Genomic DNA, 21,156 nt, shown 5'->3' on the forward strand with positions numbered 1-21,156 from the left:
GGGCTCCCCCCCGCAGGCACGGGCTTACGGCGCCGCTGCTCTGACTGTGGCGCTACGGTTCGCAGCGCGGCGTGCTGACCTTCGCCGGGAGGTGCGGGAGCGGATCCGGAAGGGTGCCGTCCAAGGCTCGCCGGGCCGCTTGCAGCGCAGCAACGCCCGGGTTCGCGACTCGGGGGAGAGCGCGAGCGTCGCCCCGATGGGGCAACACGGCTGGTCGTATGCACGTCGTTGGTGATCGAGCACGGAGAGTCCGGGGGACAGGACGGGGTCATGGCAGGTTCTAAGCGCGGTAGCGGGTATGTACCGGCTGAGGTGACGCACTTCGTGGGGCGACGGCACGAGGTGGCTGAGGCCCGGCGGATACTGGCTCGGACGAGGCTGCTGACGTTGACTGGCGCCGGCGGTATCGGCAAGACCCGGCTGGCCCTCAGAATCGCCGGTGAGGTGCGGCGTTCCTTCCCCGGCGGGGTCTGGGTGGTGGATCTGAGCGCGGTGGGGGATGGCGCTCTGCTCGCCCAGACGGTGCTGGCGGCGTTGGGGCGCGATCAGCGCGCAGGGTGGCCACCGCAGTCCGTGCTGGCCCATCACCTTGCGGACCAGCGGCTGCTGCTGGTGCTGGACAACTGCGAACATCTCCTCGACGAATGCGCGGCGCTGACCCGGACGTTGCTGGCCGTGGCGCCGGGCCTGCGGGTGCTCGCGACCAGCCGGCAGGTCCTGACGGTTGAGGGCGAGCGACTGATGACCGTGCCGCCGCTGAGGTCTCCCTATGCCGGCCAACCGCCGTCCGTGGAGATGACGGCGCGTTATGAGGCGGTGCAACTGTTCGTGGACCGGGCCTCAGCGGTGATCGGCGGTTTCGCGCTCAACGAGGACAACCATCGCGTCATCGCCCATATCTGCCGGCGGCTGGACGGGATCCCGCTGGCGATCGAGCTGGCCGCGGCTCGGATCCGGGTGCTGTGCCCGCAGCAGATCCTCGACCGTCTCGACGACCATTTCGCGCTGCTGAACCGGGGCAGCCGGGCCGCGCCGAAGCGCCGGCAGACCCTTCGCGCGGCGATCGACTGGAGCTACGGCCTGTGCACGGCCGACGAGCAGCAGGGATGGGACCGACTCTCGGTGTTCGGCGGTGGTTTCGACCTGGCGGCGGCGGAAGCCATCTGCGGCCAAGAGAACCACGCCGATGGCCACGTCCTGGAACTGATCACCGGGCTGGTGGACAAGTCGATCCTGACCCGGGAGGAACATCACGACACGGCGCGCTACCGCATGCTGGAGACCATACGCCAGTACGGGCGGGCACATCTACGGGAGGAGGCCGAGGAGACCGCGTTGCGCCGCCGCCACCGCGACTACCTACCGGCACGCGCCGGCCTGCAACTGCTCACCTCGTTGTGGAACTACGTACTGAGCACGGGCAACCTGGAGGAGCAACGCCCCTGGCTCCGCCAGGCCCTCGCGCTGGACCACCAACCGAGCCCGGCCAGAGCCAAGGCCCTGTGGATCGACGGATGGCTGGCGCTTCTGCGAGGTGAAACCACCACCGGCAGAGGCCGGCCGGCCGAATGCCGGGCACTCGCAGAACACCTCGGCAGCCCGGAAGCAGTGGCGCACACGGTACAGTCCAGCGGCCTGCTGGCGCTCTTCGAAGACGACCTGGAGGCGGCGGCCTCCCTGCTCGCCCTGGCCGGCAGCTCCCAGGCCCGCGCGGCAGCCGAGGACTGCCTCGCTCGGTGCGATGCCCACGATGCCCGCTGGTCGCGGTCCTACGCGCTGTGGCTGCTGGGCCTGCACCACTGGCTCGACGGGGACTCCGCCCGCGCGATCCCCCTCCTTCATGACGGCCTCCGCCTGGCCCGGACCTCGCGCGACCTTTTGAGCGCTGCCCAGTGTCTGGAAGTTCTGGCCTGGGCCGCGGCCAGTGAAGAACGCTGGGAACCGGCCGCCACCCTTCTCGGGGCCGCCCAGGCGCGTTGGCGTTCGGTGGGGATCGCTTTCCCCGGCCTGGGCCGCCTGATGGGATATCACACGGCGTGCGAGGGGCGGCTGCGGCACGCTCTGGGTGACGCCGCATACGCCACCGCCGTAGGGGCGGGCGAAGAGCTGAGCCTGAGCCAGGCGGCTGCGTACGCGCTCGGCCGCACCCAGGCAGCCACACCACCTGCCGAACCCGCGGGGCCCCGCCTGACACGGCGGGAACAACAAGTCACCGCACTGCTCGCCCGCGGCCTGACCGACAAGGAAATCGCCGCCAAGCTGGTGATCTCCCCCCGCACCGCCCAAGGGCACGTCCACCGCATCCTGGCCAAACTCGGCGTCTCCACCCGCACACAGGTCGCCACCTGGGCTATGGCCCACCTCGTCCAAGCGCCGTAGAACCCCGATTGCCGTTTGGCGCAAGTACCGTACCGAAGAAGTCCGTCTCGTCGGTCGCCGATTCAGACGTCTCGGAGGGCCTCGGTCGCCCACTGAGGATCGTTCATGTGCTGCCATCCAGCGAACTCAACCCTCCTCGCACCACGAGAGCCGTACTCGGCAGGACGGCTGCCGAGCATGCATTCGCCGACCGAGGACTCGCGGCGCCAGTCCAGACCGAAGATGTCGGCAGAAGTCTGGATGTCACCGGAGCCCAGACCGCACGGAGCCAGCTGCATGGCCGTGGCAACCAGGTACAGCGTCTGATAGAGAACCCCGACGTGCTTGAGAGTGCTCGCATAGGCGATGTTGCTGTACTTCCACGCCATGCGCTGGAACCGGGCAGTGATCGTCAGGAGGACGTCCGGGACGACCGCGCCCGCGCAGGCCCGGTACGCCATCCCCAGCATCGTCTGCAGCGCCTTCTCTTCTTTGTCGATCAGAACGAGCTGATGAGCGGCGGAGTCGTAGTAGTAGACCCCGCGAGGAAGGTCCGCACACCGGTTGACGGTGACGTAGACATCGAGGTCACCTGTGGCGCCGCCGGTCGGATAGGGCCGGTCCACTCCTTGGTAGGGAACTCCCGATAGCTCGTCCGGCCCATAGATCGCGCGCACGCGCTGAACCCGGTACAAGAATTCCCCGAGTTGCCGCGCCGTCATGGGCTGCTCGTCGTAGGCTCGGATGGATTGCCGTGACTCCATGACTGCGGTGAACCGAGGATCGTGCGCGAGGATGTCGTCCAGATCCGGGCGGTACAGCGGCGTCGTGGGACCGACGGGGCGCTGCTTCACCGGAGGTTCGTGCTCGATGTCGCCGATGAAGGAGAACGTGGCGCCGAACGGCTCGTCGTGTCGTCCGAAGCGGCTCCGTGCGTGGAACAGCAGATCATGGAACGCCCACTGGCGCAGAACATCGTCCCCGTCTTCCGCGAACCTGGCCTTGTGCTCACCGACTTCCCCACCGGCGCCGACGCCGGACTTCGTGCCGACATCGACCACCTTCGCGGCAACGAGGTGCCCCACAACCATGCGCACGGCTTCGAATCCCGGACCGGATGCCTGCCCAGCGGCGAGCCTTGTGACCGAGGTGACCTCCCCCAGGGCCGACACCACCTCTCGTGCCAGCGGTGACTGCAGCCGCACCCGGAAGAGCGACAGCGGCGATTCCACGACCAACTGGTCGCCCTGGCGCCGCGCGTAGGCGAACCGGGACAGCCGCAGGGGAAGGGTGTCATCCGGCAACTGCAGGTCGAAGCGGCTCCATCTGCTGATCGGCTCGACCGTGACCAACGGGGCTGCGTCGCAAGCCACGGACCAGGCGAACAGATGAGCATGCCGCTTCAGCAACGAGGCGAACTGGATCTCGTCGTTCTCGCTGTCGTCGCCCTTCCCGTCGCGGGTGCGGAGCGTGTCCGTCAGCTCGCTGATCGCCACCGGACCGGCAGCGAGGGCTCGGAGGACCGTGCGGAGCGCCGTACCGGCCCGCGTCGTCCGCACCACTTCAACCGCGCCGACGAGCTTCACCCCCTTCTCCTCCGGGACGACCTCGACACCGTTCCGGAAGGCCAGCAATCGGGACGGCCCCGTGGCGGACGTCGCCGTGGCTACCTGCGTGGCGGCGGAGTTGGTCTTCATCGGATGCCCCTTTCGTCGAGCTGTCCGTCGTCAGTTGCCGCCATCTGCCGTTTCACGGTGCGTTCCCCCGTTCCTCAGCGGAGGGCCGACCGCCAGGGCGGTCAGTGGGACGGCCGTGCCCGGGTCGATTCCTGCCCACTGCCGGACGTACTCGGGCGGCGCAGCGGCCACGTGATAGCCCGTCAGATCTCGTTCAGCCGCTACGAGTGACGCCTCCGCCACAGCTGCCGAGCTGCGCAGCAGCAATCGCCGGTATCCGTGGGCGCCGTCCCGGCTGACGGCTCGGGGCAACGGTCCCAAAACCGTCACGAGCGCGGATGCGTCGGCACGGCCGGTCCATGGCGCCAGGGTGGTGGGAGGAAGAGCACCGGGCACCCGCAGAAGTCGCTCGGTGGGGAGGGGGCCGTAACGGTAGACCCCGGATTCGAGCCCGGCGACGCAGTACACCAGCACGACGAAGGACAACGGGACTTGTTCGGCGTCCGGCCAGCCCTGGCTGGACGCCTGAGAGGCCCTCGCCAGCATGCCCACCAGCACCTCGCCCGTCAGGGCAACCGATCCGGTTCGGTGACGGGCGGGCTGCCGCCGCCTCCCGACGGTCACCTCGCGGGGCAGGAGAGACATGCCGAGCAATGGCCCGGGAGCTTCCGGCGTCGGTGCGGGTGCGTTCTCATGCAGCTCGGTCAGGAGATCGGTGACCAGTGCACTGAGACTCTGCGGATCCGCCTCCACCGGGCGTTCGGCCCACTCGTCCGCACCGTCCGCCGCATCGGCACCGCCGCTGAGATTCCTGGTGCTGCCGCCGGGCGCCACCGCCACTGACGGCTGCTCGGTACCGGCCAGGCCCACGACGGCCAGGACCGGTTCGCGGGCAGGGTCCATCCCCAGCAGTCGACTCACCCTGAGGAAGGGAGCCTGCTCACTGAGCGTAGCCCGCCACCCCACGGAGGCAGCCGTCCGTGCGATGCGGTGCACCGCCGCCCCCGCATCGATCATGCCCGTGCGCAGGGCGGGCGCGAGCCCGTCCGGTCTGACGTGGGTCATTTCCCCGGTCAGGACGACCAACATGTCTTCCGCCGTGCCGAGCGCCTGACGCGTCTGGCACACCTTCTCGCGGCTGAACTCTGTCAACGTCACCAGTGCGTGCTCGTCCGGGTCGTAGTAGCGGACACCCCCAGACAGGCCCGACGCTCCAAGGGTGATGAGATAGCAGTGAGGCGATGTGGCCCTACGGACGGCACCGAAGACTTAACGTCGCGCTGTCGCGAGGTGGGCTGTCCATAGGCTGAGCGATCGTGGTCGCCCACCGAACGCACCGCGCAGCGGCACCTCTTCACGGCCGGACTGACCGGCATCGGCGGCGATGACAACCCGCGGGCGGTCGTGGGGCACCGGTTCGGGTTCGCCGAGGACACCGTCCACCTGGCCGCGGCCCTGAGGTCGGAGGTGTCGGCCGGCGGTGTCCCGGAGTCAATCTACGGATGTGCCCAGCGCGCCAAGTTCGGAGCGCCCGCCGATGCGCATCTTTCGGTAGACGTTGGTGAGATGGAATTCAACGGCTCGCTGGGTGATGTGGAGGGCTTTGGCGATGTCCCGGTTGGTATGTCCCCGCGCCGCCAGCATGGCGACACGGGTCTCGGCCGGGGTCAGCCCGGCCGCGCGTGCCCCCTGGGCGCAACGGCTACGGCCGCCGGCGGCGCGTAGCTCGTCGCGGAGTCGATCGCTGAGTGCGTCGGCCCCGCAGCCGCGGGCGAGGTCGAGCGCAGAGTGGAGCCGCTCCGCTCGCGAGCGTGTGAGTTCCTTCCCGCATGGCGGAGGGCCGCGCCGAGGTCGCCGAGCGCGCGGGCCAGCTCGAGCCGGGCAGGAGAGCCCTCCAGCACGTCCACCGACGCCGTCAGCAATTCAATGCCCATGCGTCCACCGGTCAGAGCGCCGACGGCACGCATGGCCCTGCCAACCACTCCGGGTGTCCCCCATCGCCGCGCAAGCTCCAGTTCCTCCTCAGCCAGCCGACAGGCTTCCGGGCCGTCACCAAGCGCCGCGACAGCCAGGGCTGCCTCCGAACGCCAGGGGCCGACCGAGGGACTGCGTGCCCCCAACGCGTGCCACCACCTCCCGCACAGCAGCAGATCTTCGCGGCCCCGCCGAGCGTCTCCCAGGGCCGCATGCAGCCGGCCTCGGCTGTAGAGCACGTAGGTGGACGGCAACGATTCGGGCAGGGGTCCGGCGAGCCCTCTGGCCTGGAGCAATGCGAGGGCGTTGGAGAACTCGCCTCGTTCGGCAAGAGCTTCCACAAGGGGAGCAACGGCCCAGCTGACCGCGCCGGGCACGAATCCCAGTCCCAAGCTGTCGAAACACTCCACGGCCGTTTGAGCGTCGGCCCATGCGTCCGTTACCCGGCCGAGCCGCAGCGCGACCTGCGCACGCAGGGACCGCATCACGGCGAGCATCGGGGGAAACGCCGCGCACTGAGCGTCCCGAAGACCGTCGTCGCAATGGCGCAGAGCCGACGCCAGCGCGTCCGCGCGGATCAGCGCGAGCAAGGCGAGAGTGGGCGGCAGGGCTCCGTCGCCCAAGTCCCCTCCGGCCAGGGCCAGTTCAGCAAGATGTACCGTCGTCTCAGCCGACTCACCGAGCTGGCTTGCCTGATAGCTGCGCAAGGCAGTGACAGTCTGTGCAGGCTCCCCGGCGCGGTCCACCGACTCAAGGTTGGCCAGCCGTGCACACCCGTCCCCAGCGCTGGAGATCTGAGAGACCTCGAGGGCGACGAGGTCGCTCTCACAATCGACGGCCGCCTGGCTCGGGTGTTCCTGCCCGATCTTGGCCCTTGCTTCTTTCAGCAGAGCGATACCCGTGTCGTATCCGGCGGTCAGCCCCAGCGCCTGGGAAGCCGTGCGGGCGGTCTCGACCCACATACGTGGGTCGTCCAGCTTTTCCAGACCGCTCACGAGGTGCTCCACAGCTGAGGGAACCTCGACTCCCAGCTCCGTACGGCCGAGCGAGATCAGAGCGGTCGCACGACGATTGTTGTCGAGCGAACCGCGGAGCAACCGGCGAAGGTACGAGACGGCGGTCCGCTGCCTGCCCTCGATCATTGCTGTCCGGGCCGCGGCATGGAGGACGTCGCAGGCCCAGGGGGCATCCAATGCCGGGCTCTGGAGGAGGTGGGAGGCGACACTCTCCGCCGATGCCGCGTCCTGGTACAGCAGGCAGGCCGCACGCGAATGGGCAACGGCCCTGTCGACTTCCGCGAAGTCACCCAGCAGTGCTGTTCTCGCCAATGCGCAGGTGAAGGTCAGCGCATCAGGTGTGCCACTGAGCACACCCGCCCGGGTCAGCGAAGACACCACCTCTGCCGCGACGGCGCCCTCCACACCCGCTATCGCCGCAGCCCAATCGAGACGGGCTTGATCGCCCAGCACCGCAACCGCCCTGGCCAGACTCGGGGCATACGGCGATACACGACGCATTCGGGAGTACAGCGAAGGAAGCAACTGGGGTACATCAAGATCCCGAAGCGTGGGCGCCACCGCGGCCGTCGGCTTCACCCCGTCATCAGCCAGCGCGGCGAGCAGCGTGCGGACGGTGGCCGGGTTGCCGCCCGTTGCCACGTGACAGGCCCGCGCGAACGCCTCGTCGGGGGCAGCGCCCAGGAAAGCCTCTGCCAGGGACCCAGTACTTACCTCGGTCAACGGACCCAGCCGCAGCTGCTGGGCGCAGCTCAGGATCTCGTCGATCACAGAGGTATCGGCGCTCCGTTCACTTTCGCTGATACTGATCAGCCCGGCGACAGGCAGGTCCTTGCCCGGGCAGAGCAACCAATTCAGCCAATGCAACGACGGCACGTCGGCCCATTGCAGATCATCGACCGCGACGAGCACAGGCCGGCGCACAGCGACCATGGCCACCAAGCGAAGCAACGTCTGCAACTCGCCACGGCTCGCGTCTCCCTTGCCATCCAGGCTCTCTGCCTCGAGCACCTGTATCGCCTCGGCGACCGTTTCCCCCAGCTGCGCGTCCCGGTCCGGCCCCGAGGGGGCGTAGCACACCGGTTCCAAGAGCTGCCGGACGATACCAAGAGCGAAGTCACGATCGCACGGGCTGGCGCACGCCGACAGGACCACAAAACCTCGATCGCGTGCCGATTGGCAGCCTCTGCTCAGCACGGTGGTCCGCCCGGTACCGGCGAGCCCCCGGACGACGAGCAGACCGGAGACTCCGCGAGCGGTATTGTCCAGGAGACTCTCCACTCGAGTCAGCTCAGCATTTCGATCCAGAAGGTGCGACGCCGAGTTGCTCATCGGTCCCCCTTCCATTCCAGCGAAGCTGCTGACTGTGCCCTTTACAGGTCCACAAGTGGGAAATTCTTTATCCTGGTCGGTCATATACGCCTTGCGCCTGGGTGCGGGTGAAGTCTCCCTCACACAAGGTCATCCTCGGCGGCGTTGCACACGAGCGTGGGGCATTGGATCTGACTGAGTCGTTGAGTCGTGGCACCCGAGAGCTCGTCTTGAGGCTTTCGGCAAGGGACAAGGGATAGTTCTGTAGCGCGTCATCAACGCTGCTTCGCCTCGGAGAGGAACTGACATGGCGTCCACTTCCAGGGTGCTTCATGAGAACTACGATGCATAGGGTAGAAGTACGTGCTTTCATGCGTGACATGCGCCGATGGCACCCAGTTCGGATTCTCTTTGGCCAGACGCAGTACCAGGGTCCTGATGGAGTGGACGGTACGCGGTCGACCTTCCCCGTTTGGGCAGAAGCGGCAGCGTCGACGTTGTGGATGAGATGCTGCTGAGCCTCGGTCAGTCCGCACGGCGGGACCTTTGATCGGTGTTCGGTTGTGGGCGGTGTGTCAGGCGGATGCGAGGGCTTCGGCCGGTGGGGTGCGGGCGGCTCGGGCCGCTGGATACAGGCCGGCGCATGCTCCCGTCGCTGCTGCTGCGGCGACGCCTGCGAGGACGGCCTGGGCCGGGAGTGTGACCGGCCAGTTCCGGTCCAGTGCCCAGCCGACGCTGACGGTCAGGCCGAGTGCCACCCCGGTCAGCCCGCCGAGGCCGGACAGCACGACCGATTCGGTGAGGAACTGCAGTCGGATCTGGCCGCTGCTGGACCCCAGGGCGCGGCGCAGCCCGATCTCCGATCGTCGCTCCAGTACGGAGATCACCATGGTGTTGGCGACGCCGACGCCGCCGACCAACAGGGCCACCCCTCCCAGGCCGAGGAGCAGGTTCTCCAGGGTGGAGTCGATCTCCTGCTTGAGATCCAGTGTGTCGGAGGGACGGCTGACCTGTACTTCCTCCGGGTGAGCGGGGTTGGCTGTACGGCCCAGGAGGGCGCGGACATCGGTGACCGCCTCATCGGCCGACCGGGTGTAGATCGTGGTCGGGTGGCGGTCGAAGTGGAGCCGGGTGGCCGCCGCTTCCCAGCCCACCAGGGCCGAGCGGTCGATCTCCGGTGCCAGGGGGACGGGTTGGAGAATGCCGGCCACGGTGAACCACTGTCCGCCGAGGTAGACCGGGGTGCCGGGGGTGTCGATGCCGAGCCGGTCGGCCGCGACGCTTCCGAGGACGACCGCTGGATATTTCGCGGTGGCTTTGTTCAGCCAGGTGCCCTTGCCGACGGTGGCGCCGATCGTGGTGGGCAGGTCGAGCCGGGTGGCCTGGACCGTGATACCGCCGGTGTCACGCTGGTCGGTCTTGTCGGTGCGGTGCACGGTGGCTCCGGAGACGCTGCCGACGGCGGAGACGGATTGCACCTGCGCAACCCGGCGGACCATCTCCACGGATTCGGCGGGCAGTTTGGACTGGTTCCCGAACAGGCTCTGTCCGGCGCTGACGGTGAGCAGGTTGGTGCCGACCTTCGCGAGTTGGGCTCTTACCTCTGCCTTGCTGCCGGCGGCGATGCCGAAGATGGCGACCATGGCGGCGATCCCGATGGCGATGCCCAGGGCCGACAGGCAGGCCCGAAGGGGCCGCCCGCGTACGCCGACCAGGCCGACCCGCATCACGTCGCCGGGGGTCAGACGGGTCGGCCGCGGCAGCCGGGCCGGTGTTCGGGTGGGGGCATTGCTGGTGATGGTCACGGTCCCTCCTCAGCTCCGGCTCCGACCGGCAGCCGCGGAGTGTCGGCGGGCCCCTGGGTGACCGGTCCGGTGTCGTACTGGATACGGCCGTCGAGGATCTCCACCCGGCGCGGGAGCGAGCGGGCGATGGCGCGGTCGTGGGTGATGACGGCGATCGTGGTGCCCTCGGCGTTGAGTTCGCGCAGGAGTCGCATCACCCCGGTGCCGGAGTGGGAGTCCAGCGCGCCGGTGGGCTCGTCGGCCAGGACGATCGCCGGCTTCGCCACCAGAGCGCGGGCGATGGCCACCCGCTGGCGTTCGCCGCCGGAGAGTTGGTGTGGCCGGTGGGTGAGCCGGTGGCCCAGTCCGACACGGTTCAGTGCCTCCGCGGCGAGCTGTCGGCGTTGCCGCAGGGGCACACCGTGGTAGAGCAGACCGGTGGCGACGTTCTCCAGCGCCGACAGGTGCCTGGTGAGGAAGAACTGCTGGAAGACGAAGCCGATCCACCGACTGCGTATGGCTGACAGGTCGCGGTCGGCCAGCTGGGCGATGTCATGGCCGCGTAGCCGGACGGTTCCGGTGGAGGGCCGGTCCAATGTGCCCATCAGCTGCAACATCGTGGACTTGCCGGATCCGGAGGGGCCGACCACGGCCAGCAGTTCTCCGGGCCACACCCGCAGTGAGACCTCCCTCAGCGCGTGAACGCCTCCCGGGTAGGACTTGCCGACGCCGTCCATCTCGATGACGGGGATCATGACGAGGGCACCTGCACCTTCATGCCTTCGCGCAGGTGGGGGCTGGAGACGGCCACCTTGCCGTTGGCGAAGGCGCCGAGCTCGACGGTGACCATACGGGTGGTGTCGTCCTCGCGCACAACCTGGACGGCGTAGGGGCCCTGGGGTGTGGCGAGCAGCGCGGTGATGGGGACGGCCAGCACCCCCTTGTGCTCGGCGCTGGTGAACAGAACGGTGACCGGTGCCCCGTCGAGCTTGCCTGCCTCCTGCGGTGTGTCGAGGGTCACCTTTACGGTGATGGTGGCTTTGTCCGTCGTGGCACCGGGATCGTTGCCGGATTGACCACCGGTGTCGCTGTCCGCCTTGGCGACCGTGCCGACATGGCTCACGTGGCCGGAGGTGGTCTTTCCACCCGGCAGCTGCACCTCGACCGAGGCGCCCCGCTTGGCCAGCGTCGCCTGGTTCGCCGCCAGTTCGACGGTGACCAACCGACCGGTGCCGGTGGCTTGCAGGATGCTGCCCTCCGCGGTCGCGCCGAGGGCGGCCTCGACCTTGGTGATCCGGATGGCGGAGGGCTGGACCACCACGTCACCCGGGGTGACCACCCCGGTTCTGGCCAGGCCCTGTGCCTTCTGCCAGCGTTTGACGGCCTGGGATGTGGCATCGCTGAAGTGCTTGTCAACCGTGAGGCCGGTGCCGTACCCGAGGGCCTGAAGGTTCTTCTCCAGTTGCTGCACGTCGACTCCGTCGGTCATGCCGCTTTTCAGCTCGCGCCAGAACGGGGTGGAGCCGTAGAACAGCGGGACGGGCCGGCCGTCACGGCCGTAGACCTGCTTGCCACGCCTGATCGTCTGCCCGTCCGACGGCAGCCAGGTGAGGATGTTGGCGCCCCCCTGGGAGGCGTTGTCCTTCCCGGTGCCGGCCGTACCACTCGGTGTGGCCTGGGATCCCGCCTGGCTGGTCCTGCTGGAGGAGTCGGACGAGGAGGCGCCGGACGACGAGGAGCCGGCGGTGATGGTGCGGGAGCCGGCGAAGCCGAGCTTTCCATCGGCCTTCTCCTGCTCCACCAGGTCGGTCCGGGTGACCGGAGCGGTCGCCCTGCCGGTGGTCTGGACGGCGTGTTCGGGCTCCTGGCGCGCAAAGGTGAGCAGCGCCACCGTGCAGCCGCCGGTGACGACCAGGGCAGTACCGCCGATCAGCCAGCCCCGGACCCGTCGCCGCGAACGCGCCGGCGCCCGGGATGCCGCACCGGCTCCGGACGTCTCGTCCCGCGGTCCCCGGCTGCCGGCTTGGAGCCCGTCCGCAGACCGGGCACCCCCAAGCTCGTCGTGAACCTCTTGTGTGCTGTCCGTTGCAGGTCCCCTGTTCATCCGGCACCCTCGTCGCTCTGGCCGCTCTTGCCGACCTTGGCCGGCTTGTTGCATGCCTTGAGCGCCGTGTCGACCTTCTCCTTGTCGGTGTCCTTGAAGCTCACCCCGCCGTCGGGGCCCGGGTCGGGCATGTCCACGCCATGTTCACGCATGCAGCGGGCCAACTTGAGCTGATCGTCCTTGAGCTTCGGATCGTTGGGGTCCATGCCGGACGGCTGCGCGTACTTCTGGCATGCCTTGAGGGCCGCCTCGATCGTGTCCTTGTCTCCGCTCAGGGTGCTCGCCGAGCCTTGATTGGCCGGGTCGTCGGGCATGTCCACGCCATGTTCACGCATGCAGCGGGTGTGCTTGAGGCTCTGATCATCGGAGTCCGCGGACTTCGCGCCCGTCGAGCTCGTGGACTCCGCCCCGCCGCAGGAGGCCAGCAGGGCGATCGCCACGGCCGCCCCCGCACCGGCCAGGACTGGCCGGCGGATGCGTGGTGTTGGGCGGCCGAGGCGACTGAATGCATCGTTCTTCACAGTTTCGTACCCTTCTCGCCTGGCGGCCGGTGTCGGCCGCCGGGCATCCAGAAGTACGCGGCCCGGCCTTTCACGGGCGTCACAGAATGCTGTTACGCCCGTGAAAGCACGTCTCAGGTACTCCTGGAACGATCGGGGATCGCCGGGCACGAAAAAAATCGCCGGGCACGAAAAAAGGAGCCAGGATGCGCGTACTGGTGGCCGAGGACGAACGGGTCCTCGCCGATCTGGTCGCCGTCGGCCTGCGCGACCACGCGATGGCGGTCGACGTTGCCTACGACGGCCCCGCCGCACAGCAGCGCCTGGCGGTCAATGACTACGACGTCCTGGTACTGGACCGGGATCTTCCTGGCGTTCACGGCGACCAGATCTGCCGGGAACTGGCCGAGGCCGGGGTGCGTACCCGCATCCTCATGCTCACCGCCGCCGCCTCGTTGACCGACCGGGTCGAGGGCCTGCACCTCGGCGCCGACGACTACTTGCCCAAGCCGTTCGAGTACGACGAACTCGTCGCACGCATCCAGGCACTCGCCCGCCGTGCCCACCCGGCCCTGCCGCCGGTCCTGGAAAGCAACGGCATCGTGATCGACCTTCCCAAGCGGCAGGCACACCGCAACGGACGGTACCTGTTGCTGTCTCGCAAGGAATTCGCCGTCCTGCACGTCCTCATGAGCGCCCGCGGCGCCGTGGTCAGCGCCGAGGAACTGCTGGAACGTGCCTGGGACGAGAACGCGGATCCGTTCTCCAACGTGGTCCGCATCACCATCTCCCGGTTGCGCGCCAAACTCGGCCGGCCTCCGGTGATCGAAACCTTGCCCGGCGTCGGCTACCGCATCTGACCAGGAGCGCCCATCCATGCACCCCGCCGGCCCACGCTCCCGCCGACTGCCGCCCACCGTGCGGGTCCGGCTGACCGCTCTCTACGGCGGGCTGCTCCTGCTCTCCGGCACGATCCTGCTCACCGTCACCTACCTGTGGACCCGGCAGAGCATGGGCCAGCCTGTCACCGTCACCGGTGGCGACAGAATACTGCCGCCCGGCGCCCAGCCCCCCGCCGGCACCGGGCCACCCAGCACAGGGGTGACCGACAAACTGCCGCCCGAGCTGGAGAAGGCCGTCTCCCGGGCCCAGGACGCCATGCTGGCAGAGCTGCTCACCATCTCCGTCATCGCAGTGGTCGTCCTGGCCCTGACCGCGGTCCTGGTGGGCTGGTGGCTCTCAGGCCACGTCTTGCGCCCGGTGCACCGCATCACCACCACCGCCCAGCGGCTCTCCTGGGAGAACCTGCACGAACGGATTGCACTGCCCGGCCCCCGCGGCGAGTTCAAGGAACTCGCCGACACCTTCGACGCGCTGCTCGCCCGGCTGGAACGCGCCTTCGACAGTCAACGCCGATTCATCGCCAACGCCTCCCACGAGCTGCGCACCCCCCTGACCATCCAACGCGCCACCCTTCAGATCGGACTGGGCGGTGCCACCACCTCCCCCGAGAAACTCGCCACGGTCCGCCAACAACTCCTCGACGCCAACCGCCGCGCCGAGCGGCTCATCGACGGGCTCCTGCTGCTCGCACAGAGCGACCGGGGCCTTCTCCATCGCGAACCGGTGGCGTTGCGGGAGATGGCGGAGGCGGTGGCCGACCAGCACGCGGCCGACGCCAAAGCCGCCGACATCACGCTCCACCTGGACCTGCACGCGGTCACCGTCCTGGGCGACCCCGTACTCCTCACCCAGCTCCTGACCAACCTCATCCAGAACGCCGGCCGACACAACCGCCCCGGCGGCGACATACACCTGCACACCTCCGCACGCGCCGGACTGGTCATCCGCAACACCGGACCACTGGTGCCGGCAGAGGCGATACCGAACCTGTTCGAGCCGTTCCGGCGGATGGGAACCGAACGCATCGATTCCGCCGAAGGCGCCGGTCTCGGCCTGTCCATCGTCCGCTCCATCGTCCAAGCCCACGCCGGAACGGTCACCGCGCGCCCCAACCCCAGCGGCGGCGGTCTGGAGATCCACGTCACCCTGCCCCAACTCCCCACCGCACGGCAACGGCCGAGCCCGCCGTCTCCTTCGAAGCCGTCAACAACGCCCACATCCACACCCCCGGCGTCCTGTTCACCGTCCTCGCCGTCGGCACCGTCACCACCGGGTCCCGCCGGGGCGCCCTCCTGGGCATCGCGATGGCGGTGAAATCCCCTGCCCCTCCTTTCCCTGCCCCGCGCCCTGTCCCGACAGCGCCGCCCCGCGCGCATCGTCGGCGTCATCTCGGCCGCCCTTCCGTAGAACGCCGATTGCCGGTCTGGCGCAAATACCGCACAGATGCGCGTAGTTCTACGCTATCCGGACCTCACAACACAGAGCACTCTTGGTGCCACACATCCCACGTGCCGCGCGGTACAGGTGGCGAGTGACGGCCGCGGACGCGGGCCGACGGCATGGAGCACCAGACAGGTGCCGAAACCGGTCGGGCTTGCCCCATGAGCCGGATGAGCCGGATGTGCCGGTAAGGAGCCGGTCACCGCCGACCCGAAACGGACACAGCGTCAGGTCATCTCCCTCCCGGGTATGACCGGACGGCTCGGTCCCCGACCCACGCTGGAAAGGTCCGCCGACGTCCGTTGATCTCCGGCGGCTCCGCCAGGATCGACGACATCGAACTGACCGGACTCAACACGCCCAGCGCTCCGCCAGTTCCCCTCGACTCGAGGAGTGGTAGAGCACGTTGGAAGGAACAGACACATGACACCGCCACCGCGAAGGACAAGGCGAGCAGCACGAGGGGCTGCGCCGGCAGCAGCCGGAGCCGACGCCGTCCCGATGGCTTCCACCGAGACTGCGTATGCACCCCGCGGCAGCCTCAACTCGCAGCCCGTCCCCAGCTCTGTCGTAGGCATCGGTGCCGACGATGGCTACAGGTTCTCGGGAGCCCTGATCGGCTCGCGCTGGGTACTGACCGCCAACCCCTGCCTTGGGGACACGGGGTACAGCGTCGAGCGGGGTGACGGGAAGAGCGTCCGAGTCGACCAGCAGTACAAGGCTCCGGCCGGCGACATGGCGCTGCTTCACCTTGCCTCGCCTCTGGACGGAGCAAAGACCGGGAGCGTGATCGACGGGTACGTCCAGCTGGCCGCCGGCACCGACCCGCCGCCCCAAGCCGGCGATGTCGTGTATGCCATGGGCTACGGCCGGGGAGGGCTGGGAGTCGTCGCCGAACAGCAGATCACCTCGTACGGCCCCGATGGCAGCTACGGCATGACCGGGTCGGCATCTGCCCTCGGCAAAGCCGTCGCCTTCGTAGGCGAGTCCGGCGGGCCTGTCCTCCGCTCAGACGGCAAGAGCGGTCTGACGCTGATCGGCGTCGTGAGCGGTGGCACCGTCTACACGGAAGGCGACTTGTGCATGTGGTTCGCGGGTGGCCCCACCATCTGGAGCACCGACAGCAACGGAGCCATCAACCGGGACTGGATCAAGAAGGCGACCGGGATCTGAGAGAGCTCCATCCGCGAGGGCATACCCTGGCCACCGGTGGTCACGCGCATCGCATGCCTGGGCGATCCTCGCACGCATCTACCACTACACTCCGCCGAGCACCCACGCCGACCACCCGTCATCTACGGCCTGTGGAAGCTCTGGCGGGGCGAGGCGGGGGATGCTTCCGGTTGCTGTGGTCGCCCTGGCTTAGCTATAGCTAAAGTGCGTCCGTGCGCGTACTTCTGGTTGAGGACGATGAACCGGTGGCTCAGTCCCTGCGGCGGGGCCTGAGTCGCTACGGCTTCGAGGTTGCCTGGGTCACGACGGGTGCCGCCGCCCTGGAACACTGCGAACCCTACGACGTCGTGCTCCTCGACCTCGGCCTGCCCGACACAGACGGCCTGGACGTGTGCCGGGCTCTGCGGGAGCAAGGCACCGTGCCGATCATCGTGATCAGCGCGCGGAGTGACGAGACGGACCGGGTGGTCGGGCTGGAACTCGGGGCTGACGACTACGTGTCCAAGCCGTTCGGGGTGCGCGAGGTCATCGCGCGGATACGGGCGGTAATGCGGCGCGCGCAGGCCCGCCCCATCGGGGCGGAAGCGGAAAAGGGCCCGGACCGCTACGGCCCCCGCCTCACCATCGACCGAAAGGCCGCCCGCGTCTACCTGGGCGGTGAGGAGGTGGTGCTCGCGCCGAAGGAGTACGACCTGCTGGCCTTCCTCGCCGAGGAGCCCGGCGCGCTGATATCCCGCGAGCAGATCATGGAGGCGGTCTGGGACGCGAACTGGTTCGGCCCGACGAAGACGCTGGACGTCCATGTGTCGGCGCTGCGGCGGAAACTGAAGGACGCGATCATCATTGACGCCGTGCGCGGAGTGGGTTTCCGGCTGGAGGTCGTGCCCGGCGGAAGCGGTGACGACGCCCCGTGAACCGCCAGCTGATCCGCAGCTACATCCTGCTCGTCGCGGTGGCCATCTTCCTGTTCACCGTGCCGGTGGCGTTCACGCTGACGAGCCAGCTGCGGGGGGACACGCTGCTGTCCGTGCAGCGCGAGGCGAAGACCATGGCGCTGCTGCTGGGCAACGGCGACCGCACGTCGTGTGACGCGCTGGAGCGGATGGCCCGGGCCTACGGACGCGAGACCCCCGGCAAGGTGCAGGTGACCCCCGTGGGTGCCTGCCACCCCGGCCTCCCGGCGCCGGCGGCGGGCACGGACCTGACCCGGGCCCTGCGGGAGGGCACGCCCGCGAACGACTGGGGGTCCGATTTCATCTGGGGAAAGCACCTGGTGGTCACGGTCCCCGCGCACGGGCAGCCCGCCGCCGGACGGCAGGCCGGGGAGGAGCCCGGAGCCGGGCCCGTGGTCGGTGCCGTCCGGGTCGTGTACGCCACCTCGGACATGACCGACCGGCTGTGGCTGATCTGGGGCTTCCGCGCCGGGCTCGCGGCGCTCGTCCTCGCGGCGGCTGCCGCGATCGGGGCGGTGGTCGCCCGCCGGATCACCCGGCCGCTGCGCGAACTGAATCGCATGGCAAGCAGATTCAGCGACGGGGACCTCACCGCACGGTCCCCGGTGACGGGGCCGCCGGAGACCCAGACGTTGGCGCGCACGCTCAACCAGGGCGCGGAACGCCTTGACACGCTCGTCGCCGCACAGCGCATCTTCGTGGCGGACGCTTCGCACCAGCTGCGCACTCCCCTCACAGCGCTGCGGCTGTCGCTGGACAACATCGCAGACGGTGTGGACGACGAGTTCGTACGGGAGGACGTGGAGCAGGCCACCGCCGAGGTGGTCCGGATGAGCCGCCTCGTCAACGGCCTGCTGGTGCTGGCCCGGGCCGAGGCCAAGGGGACGGCCGCGGAGCCGCTGTCGCTGCGGGACATCGTGGAGGAGCGGCTCGCGGTGTGGCGGCCGGCCGCCGACGAGCGCGGGGTGACCATCGTGCTCAGGAAGAGCGTCGGCGGCCGGCAACTGGTGCTGACCAGCCCCGGACACCTGGAACAAGTCCTGGACAACGTGCTTTCGAACGCCTTGGAGGTGTCTCCCGACGACGGCACCATCACCGTGAGGGCAGACGCGCAGGGCAACGAAGTGGTGCTCTCGGTGCTGGACGAGGGGCCGGGCATGTCCGGCCCGGAGAAGTCCCGCGCCTTCGACCGCTTCTGGCGCGGCCAGGGCCTCACCGGCCGGGGCGGCTCCGGGCTCGGCCTCGCCGTCGTCCGGCAGTTGGTGATGGACGACGGCGGATCCGTGACGCTCCGGGACGCTCCCGGCGGGGGGTTGGAAGTGAGGATTCGCCTGCGGGCCGGCGGCTGACCGGCCCGGCGGTCAGCCCTCCGGCATCGCCGAGGAGTGGTGGTTCGTGATCAGCCACTCGCCGTCGATCTTCTCGTACTCGTAGGTGTACCGGGCCTCGACGACCCGCTCCTTGCCCGTCTTCGGGTCGGTGAGGCTGAACGCGTACACGCCCGTGTCGATCGCGGAGTTGCGGTCGAGAACCTTGACAATCGTCTGGACCTTCTTGCCGACCGGCTTGCCCTGCTGGAAGTGGTCGAAGTAGTCGACGATGCCTGCGCGGTCGGTGCGTACCTCGTTGGAGACGGTGGGCAGCAGGACTGCGTCCTGCGTGTACAGGTCCGCCACCCTGGCCGAGTCGCCCGTCTGCAGCGCGGCGTTCCAGTCGTCGAACAGCGAAGCAATCTGCTTCTGGGTGGGCCGGTTCCCTGCGGACTGCGGCCCGGCCAGGCTGACGCCGACAGCGACGGTCCCCACGGTGACGACGGCCGCGGCGGTCACGACGGCTGCGCGCTTGGATATGGAACGACGGGTCATCACTGTCTCCAGTTTCGCGTGATCTGTCTTTCTCCTGCTCCGCGTGCCGTGCTGTGCGGAGTGGTTCCAGACTCTCTTCGCGCTGGTTAAGGCCCGTGCATGTCCGGTACAGGGCAGAGTTAGGGCACATCCAAATCACGCTGCGCGCCGGTGGCGTAACCCAACGCGTGGGGATCTTGAGGGCTTTCGCCTTCAGTTGACCGGCGAGGGCGGGCTGCTCCAGCAACTGACCAAGCGGCTGCTGGAGTCCGCTCTCGAGGGCGAGATCACCGACCACCTCGGCTACGACAAGCACGACCCGGCAGGCAAGAACGGCGGCAACTCCCGCAACGGCAAACGCAGCAAGACCGTATTGACTGACGTCGGCCCGGTGGAGATAGCCGGCGTTCGCTCCGGCAATGGTGGCCGGCCAGGTCCGGCTGATGTGTGGCGCCACTTCCAGCGCACCAGACGCCGATGCCAGACCAGCAGCGTGCCCGGGGTGACCAGTCGGTGGCGGCGTAAGTGCGGATGGCAGGTGCCGAGCGAGAGCGGAGAGCAGGGCACGATCGGCCCACGAGAGTCGCGGCCGCTCGACCTGTCGGCGGAGTACGGCGACCTCATGACGAAGCGCGAGGATCTCGGCGTTGTTCGCGGCGGTTGCACTGGTGCGGCGGCCATTCGCTGCCGGCGGGCGCAGTGCCCGCTCGGCGATCTGGGGTGCAGCATCGAAGGCGTTCTTGCTGATGGCGAGAAGTGACCTCTCTGGTGACGTGGTGACCGCCTGCGTGGCGACAGGGGTAATCAGCTGAGGAGTTGGCCGGAGCCGGCAAGTTATGCGCTTGTCTTCTGATCAAGGCAGCCGCGAAAGCACGTCAGCCGCGGTGTTCCAGCAGCGCAGCGAACGGGCATTGCGCTTCGATCCCGAAGGGGGCGGTGCGCCGCCCGTCACCATGCCATTCTCGACCATCGGATGTCGGTGGGAGGCTGGAAGGCAACACGCCAGGCCCTCCGCCTGTCCGTCCCGAAACCGAGAGCGGAGCAGCGTGGCATCCACCCTCCGAAGGTCCGTATACGACCATACGCTTCATGTGACTCGTCCGCGCGTCAGCCTTGTCAGGCCTCCGGGGTCACCTTCGGGCCGCTGTGGCGGAGGGGAGTTCGGCGAAGCGGTGGCGGTATGCGGCGGCGAAGCGGCCGAGGTGGACCACGCCCCACCGGTAGGCGATCTCGCCGACGGGGTCCGTGGAGGCGAGGATGTCCGCACGGATCCGGTCGAGCCGCAGGTTGCGTACGTACGACATGGGCGACAGGCCGAGCCGGTCGCGGAATGCGGAACTGACGGTCCTGGGGGAGCAGGTGGCCGCACGAGCGATGTCGCCGAGGCTGATGTGCTCGGTGAGATTCGCCTCGATGAACGCGAGGGCCGCGCGCAAAGGGCGCGGATGGCCGGGTGGCGGACCGTCCCGCAGCTCGCCGGTGTGTGAGTGCGGCTGGGCCAGGAGCAGGGCGGTGACGATGGATCGCAGCTGGCTGCGTTGCAGCTCTGTGCGCTGGAACAGGGGGTCGTCCGAGTCGAGTTGCTCCAGGAGGGAACGGACGAGGAGCCGCACGGCCCGGCCCTTGGGTTCGGCCAGGTCGAGGGCGAAATCGAAGCACACGGTGGACACCGGCGGATGCCCGGTCAGCGCGGCGAATGCCTCGTCGACCAGGGCGGCGTCGATCCGCAGCCCCAAGAACCGCGTCCTCCGGCCGCGCAGAGGCCGCAGCTCCTGGGTATCACCGGGGTTGACGACGCCTGCCGTCGCCTCGTCGAGGGTCGCCCGCAGGCCGCCGCACGCTGCCGAGATCGCACCGGATACACCGATATTGACGAAGTAGGAGCCGCGGCCACGGCCCTTGGCCGAGGCGACGCGCACATCGAGCGGCGAGGCGAAGTAGCCCACCGCGAAGTCGTGAGCGGCGACGCCGCGCAGTTCGTGATCTCCACCGCACAGCTCGTCCAGGGGTGATGTGGTGATCGCGCCGCCGAACAGACGGGTGGCGGCGTTGAGCAGGTCGGCGGGGTTCTGGGACGTGGTGATGAGGTGGTTGCGCAGGGGCGTCGGCACGCTGTCGGG

Annotated in this window: 16 protein-coding genes and 1 pseudogene; 7 read left to right on the forward strand and 10 right to left on the reverse strand. The window is 68.8% G+C overall.

Annotated features, from left to right (window positions below):
* Window positions 1-387 precede the first annotated feature (387 nt).
* Window positions 388-2,379 (forward strand): ATP-binding protein, encoded by a 1,992-nt coding sequence (locus JK363_RS14070; protein ID WP_201875201.1) that lies wholly within the window; start codon window positions 388-390, stop codon window positions 2,377-2,379.
* 62 nt (window positions 2,380-2,441) lie between these two features.
* On the opposite strand, the gene JK363_RS44185 is transcribed toward JK363_RS14070, so the two are convergent.
* From JK363_RS44185 to JK363_RS14110, 8 genes are all read right to left on the reverse strand, one after another.
* Window positions 2,442-3,944 (reverse strand): SagB family peptide dehydrogenase, encoded by a 1,503-nt coding sequence (locus JK363_RS44185; RefSeq protein WP_201875202.1) that lies wholly within the window; start codon window positions 3,942-3,944, stop codon window positions 2,442-2,444.
* 141 nt (window positions 3,945-4,085) lie between these two features.
* Complete coding sequence (locus tag JK363_RS14080; protein ID WP_201875203.1) at window positions 4,086-5,192, reverse strand: nitroreductase family protein; 1,107 nt, start codon at window positions 5,190-5,192, stop codon at window positions 4,086-4,088.
* Window positions 5,193-5,525: 333 nt separating this feature from the next.
* Window positions 5,526-5,678 carry a helix-turn-helix domain-containing protein gene (locus tag JK363_RS44655; protein WP_201875204.1) on the reverse strand — a complete coding sequence of 51 codons (153 nt, stop codon included), beginning with the start codon at window positions 5,676-5,678 and terminating at the stop codon, window positions 5,526-5,528.
* Window positions 5,679-5,701: 23 nt separating this feature from the next.
* Window positions 5,702-8,356 (reverse strand): AAA family ATPase, encoded by a 2,655-nt coding sequence (locus tag JK363_RS14090; RefSeq protein ID WP_201875205.1) that lies wholly within the window; start codon window positions 8,354-8,356, stop codon window positions 5,702-5,704.
* Between the two features lie 554 nt (window positions 8,357-8,910).
* A complete protein-coding gene (locus JK363_RS14095; protein ID WP_307821729.1) occupies window positions 8,911-10,134 on the reverse strand; it encodes an ABC transporter permease in 1,224 nt (407 codons plus the stop codon).
* Between the two features lie 2 nt (window positions 10,135-10,136).
* Window positions 10,137-10,874, reverse strand: coding sequence for an ABC transporter ATP-binding protein (locus tag JK363_RS14100; protein WP_201875206.1), 738 nt, complete (start codon window positions 10,872-10,874; stop codon window positions 10,137-10,139).
* Entirely contained in the window at window positions 10,871-12,010 is a 1,140-nt protein-coding gene (locus JK363_RS14105) for a peptidoglycan-binding protein (protein ID WP_201875207.1), read from the reverse strand. The genes JK363_RS14100 and JK363_RS14105 overlap by 4 nt, the downstream gene beginning before the upstream one ends.
* A 209-nt stretch (window positions 12,011-12,219) precedes the next feature.
* On the reverse strand, window positions 12,220-12,663 hold the full coding sequence (locus tag JK363_RS14110; protein WP_201875208.1) for a hypothetical protein: 444 nt from the start codon (window positions 12,661-12,663) through the stop codon (window positions 12,220-12,222).
* A gap of 266 nt (window positions 12,664-12,929) precedes the next feature.
* On the opposite strand from JK363_RS14110, the gene JK363_RS14115 reads away from it, so the two are divergent.
* The 5 genes from JK363_RS14115 to JK363_RS14135 all read left to right on the forward strand — a co-directional run bounded on the left by JK363_RS14115 (window position 12,930) and on the right by JK363_RS14135 (window position 18,541).
* Window positions 12,930-13,583 carry a response regulator transcription factor gene (locus JK363_RS14115; RefSeq protein ID WP_201875209.1) on the forward strand — a complete coding sequence of 218 codons (654 nt, stop codon included), beginning with the start codon at window positions 12,930-12,932 and terminating at the stop codon, window positions 13,581-13,583.
* A 16-nt stretch (window positions 13,584-13,599) separates the two neighbouring features.
* Window positions 13,600-14,940: a sensor histidine kinase gene (locus JK363_RS14120; RefSeq protein WP_201875210.1), complete on the forward strand. Its 1,341-nt coding sequence runs from the start codon at window positions 13,600-13,602 to the stop codon at window positions 14,938-14,940.
* Between the two features lie 627 nt (window positions 14,941-15,567).
* The gene (locus tag JK363_RS14125) at window positions 15,568-16,239 is read left to right on the forward strand and encodes a trypsin-like serine protease (protein WP_201875211.1); all 672 of its coding nucleotides are present in this window, start codon (window positions 15,568-15,570) and stop codon (window positions 16,237-16,239) included.
* 212 nt (window positions 16,240-16,451) lie between these two features.
* Window positions 16,452-17,153, forward strand: a complete 702-nt coding sequence (locus tag JK363_RS14130) for a response regulator transcription factor (protein WP_201875212.1) — start codon at window positions 16,452-16,454, stop codon at window positions 17,151-17,153.
* Window positions 17,150-18,541: a sensor histidine kinase gene (locus JK363_RS14135; protein ID WP_201875213.1), complete on the forward strand. Its 1,392-nt coding sequence runs from the start codon at window positions 17,150-17,152 to the stop codon at window positions 18,539-18,541. Before JK363_RS14130 ends, JK363_RS14135 begins: the two co-directional genes overlap by 4 nt.
* 12 nt (window positions 18,542-18,553) lie before the next feature.
* Here the strand turns inward: JK363_RS14135 and JK363_RS14140 are convergent, their stop codons facing one another.
* A complete protein-coding gene (locus JK363_RS14140; RefSeq protein WP_201875214.1) occupies window positions 18,554-19,057 on the reverse strand; it encodes an SgcJ/EcaC family oxidoreductase in 504 nt (167 codons plus the stop codon).
* A gap of 190 nt (window positions 19,058-19,247) precedes the next feature.
* On the opposite strand from JK363_RS14140, the pseudogene JK363_RS14145 reads away from it, so the two are divergent.
* Window positions 19,248-19,460: pseudogene (locus JK363_RS14145) on the forward strand (transposase); the annotation flags it as partial.
* A 706-nt stretch (window positions 19,461-20,166) separates the two neighbouring features.
* On the opposite strand, the gene JK363_RS14150 reads toward JK363_RS14145, so the two are convergent.
* The gene (locus JK363_RS14150; RefSeq protein ID WP_201875215.1) at window positions 20,167-21,147 is read right to left on the reverse strand and encodes a helix-turn-helix transcriptional regulator; all 981 of its coding nucleotides are present in this window, start codon (window positions 21,145-21,147) and stop codon (window positions 20,167-20,169) included.
* Between the last annotated feature and the right edge of the window lie 9 nt (window positions 21,148-21,156).

The organism is Streptomyces coffeae, assembly GCF_016741875.1.
In the GTDB taxonomy this organism is placed as follows: domain Bacteria; phylum Actinomycetota; class Actinomycetes; order Streptomycetales; family Streptomycetaceae; genus Streptomyces; species Streptomyces coffeae.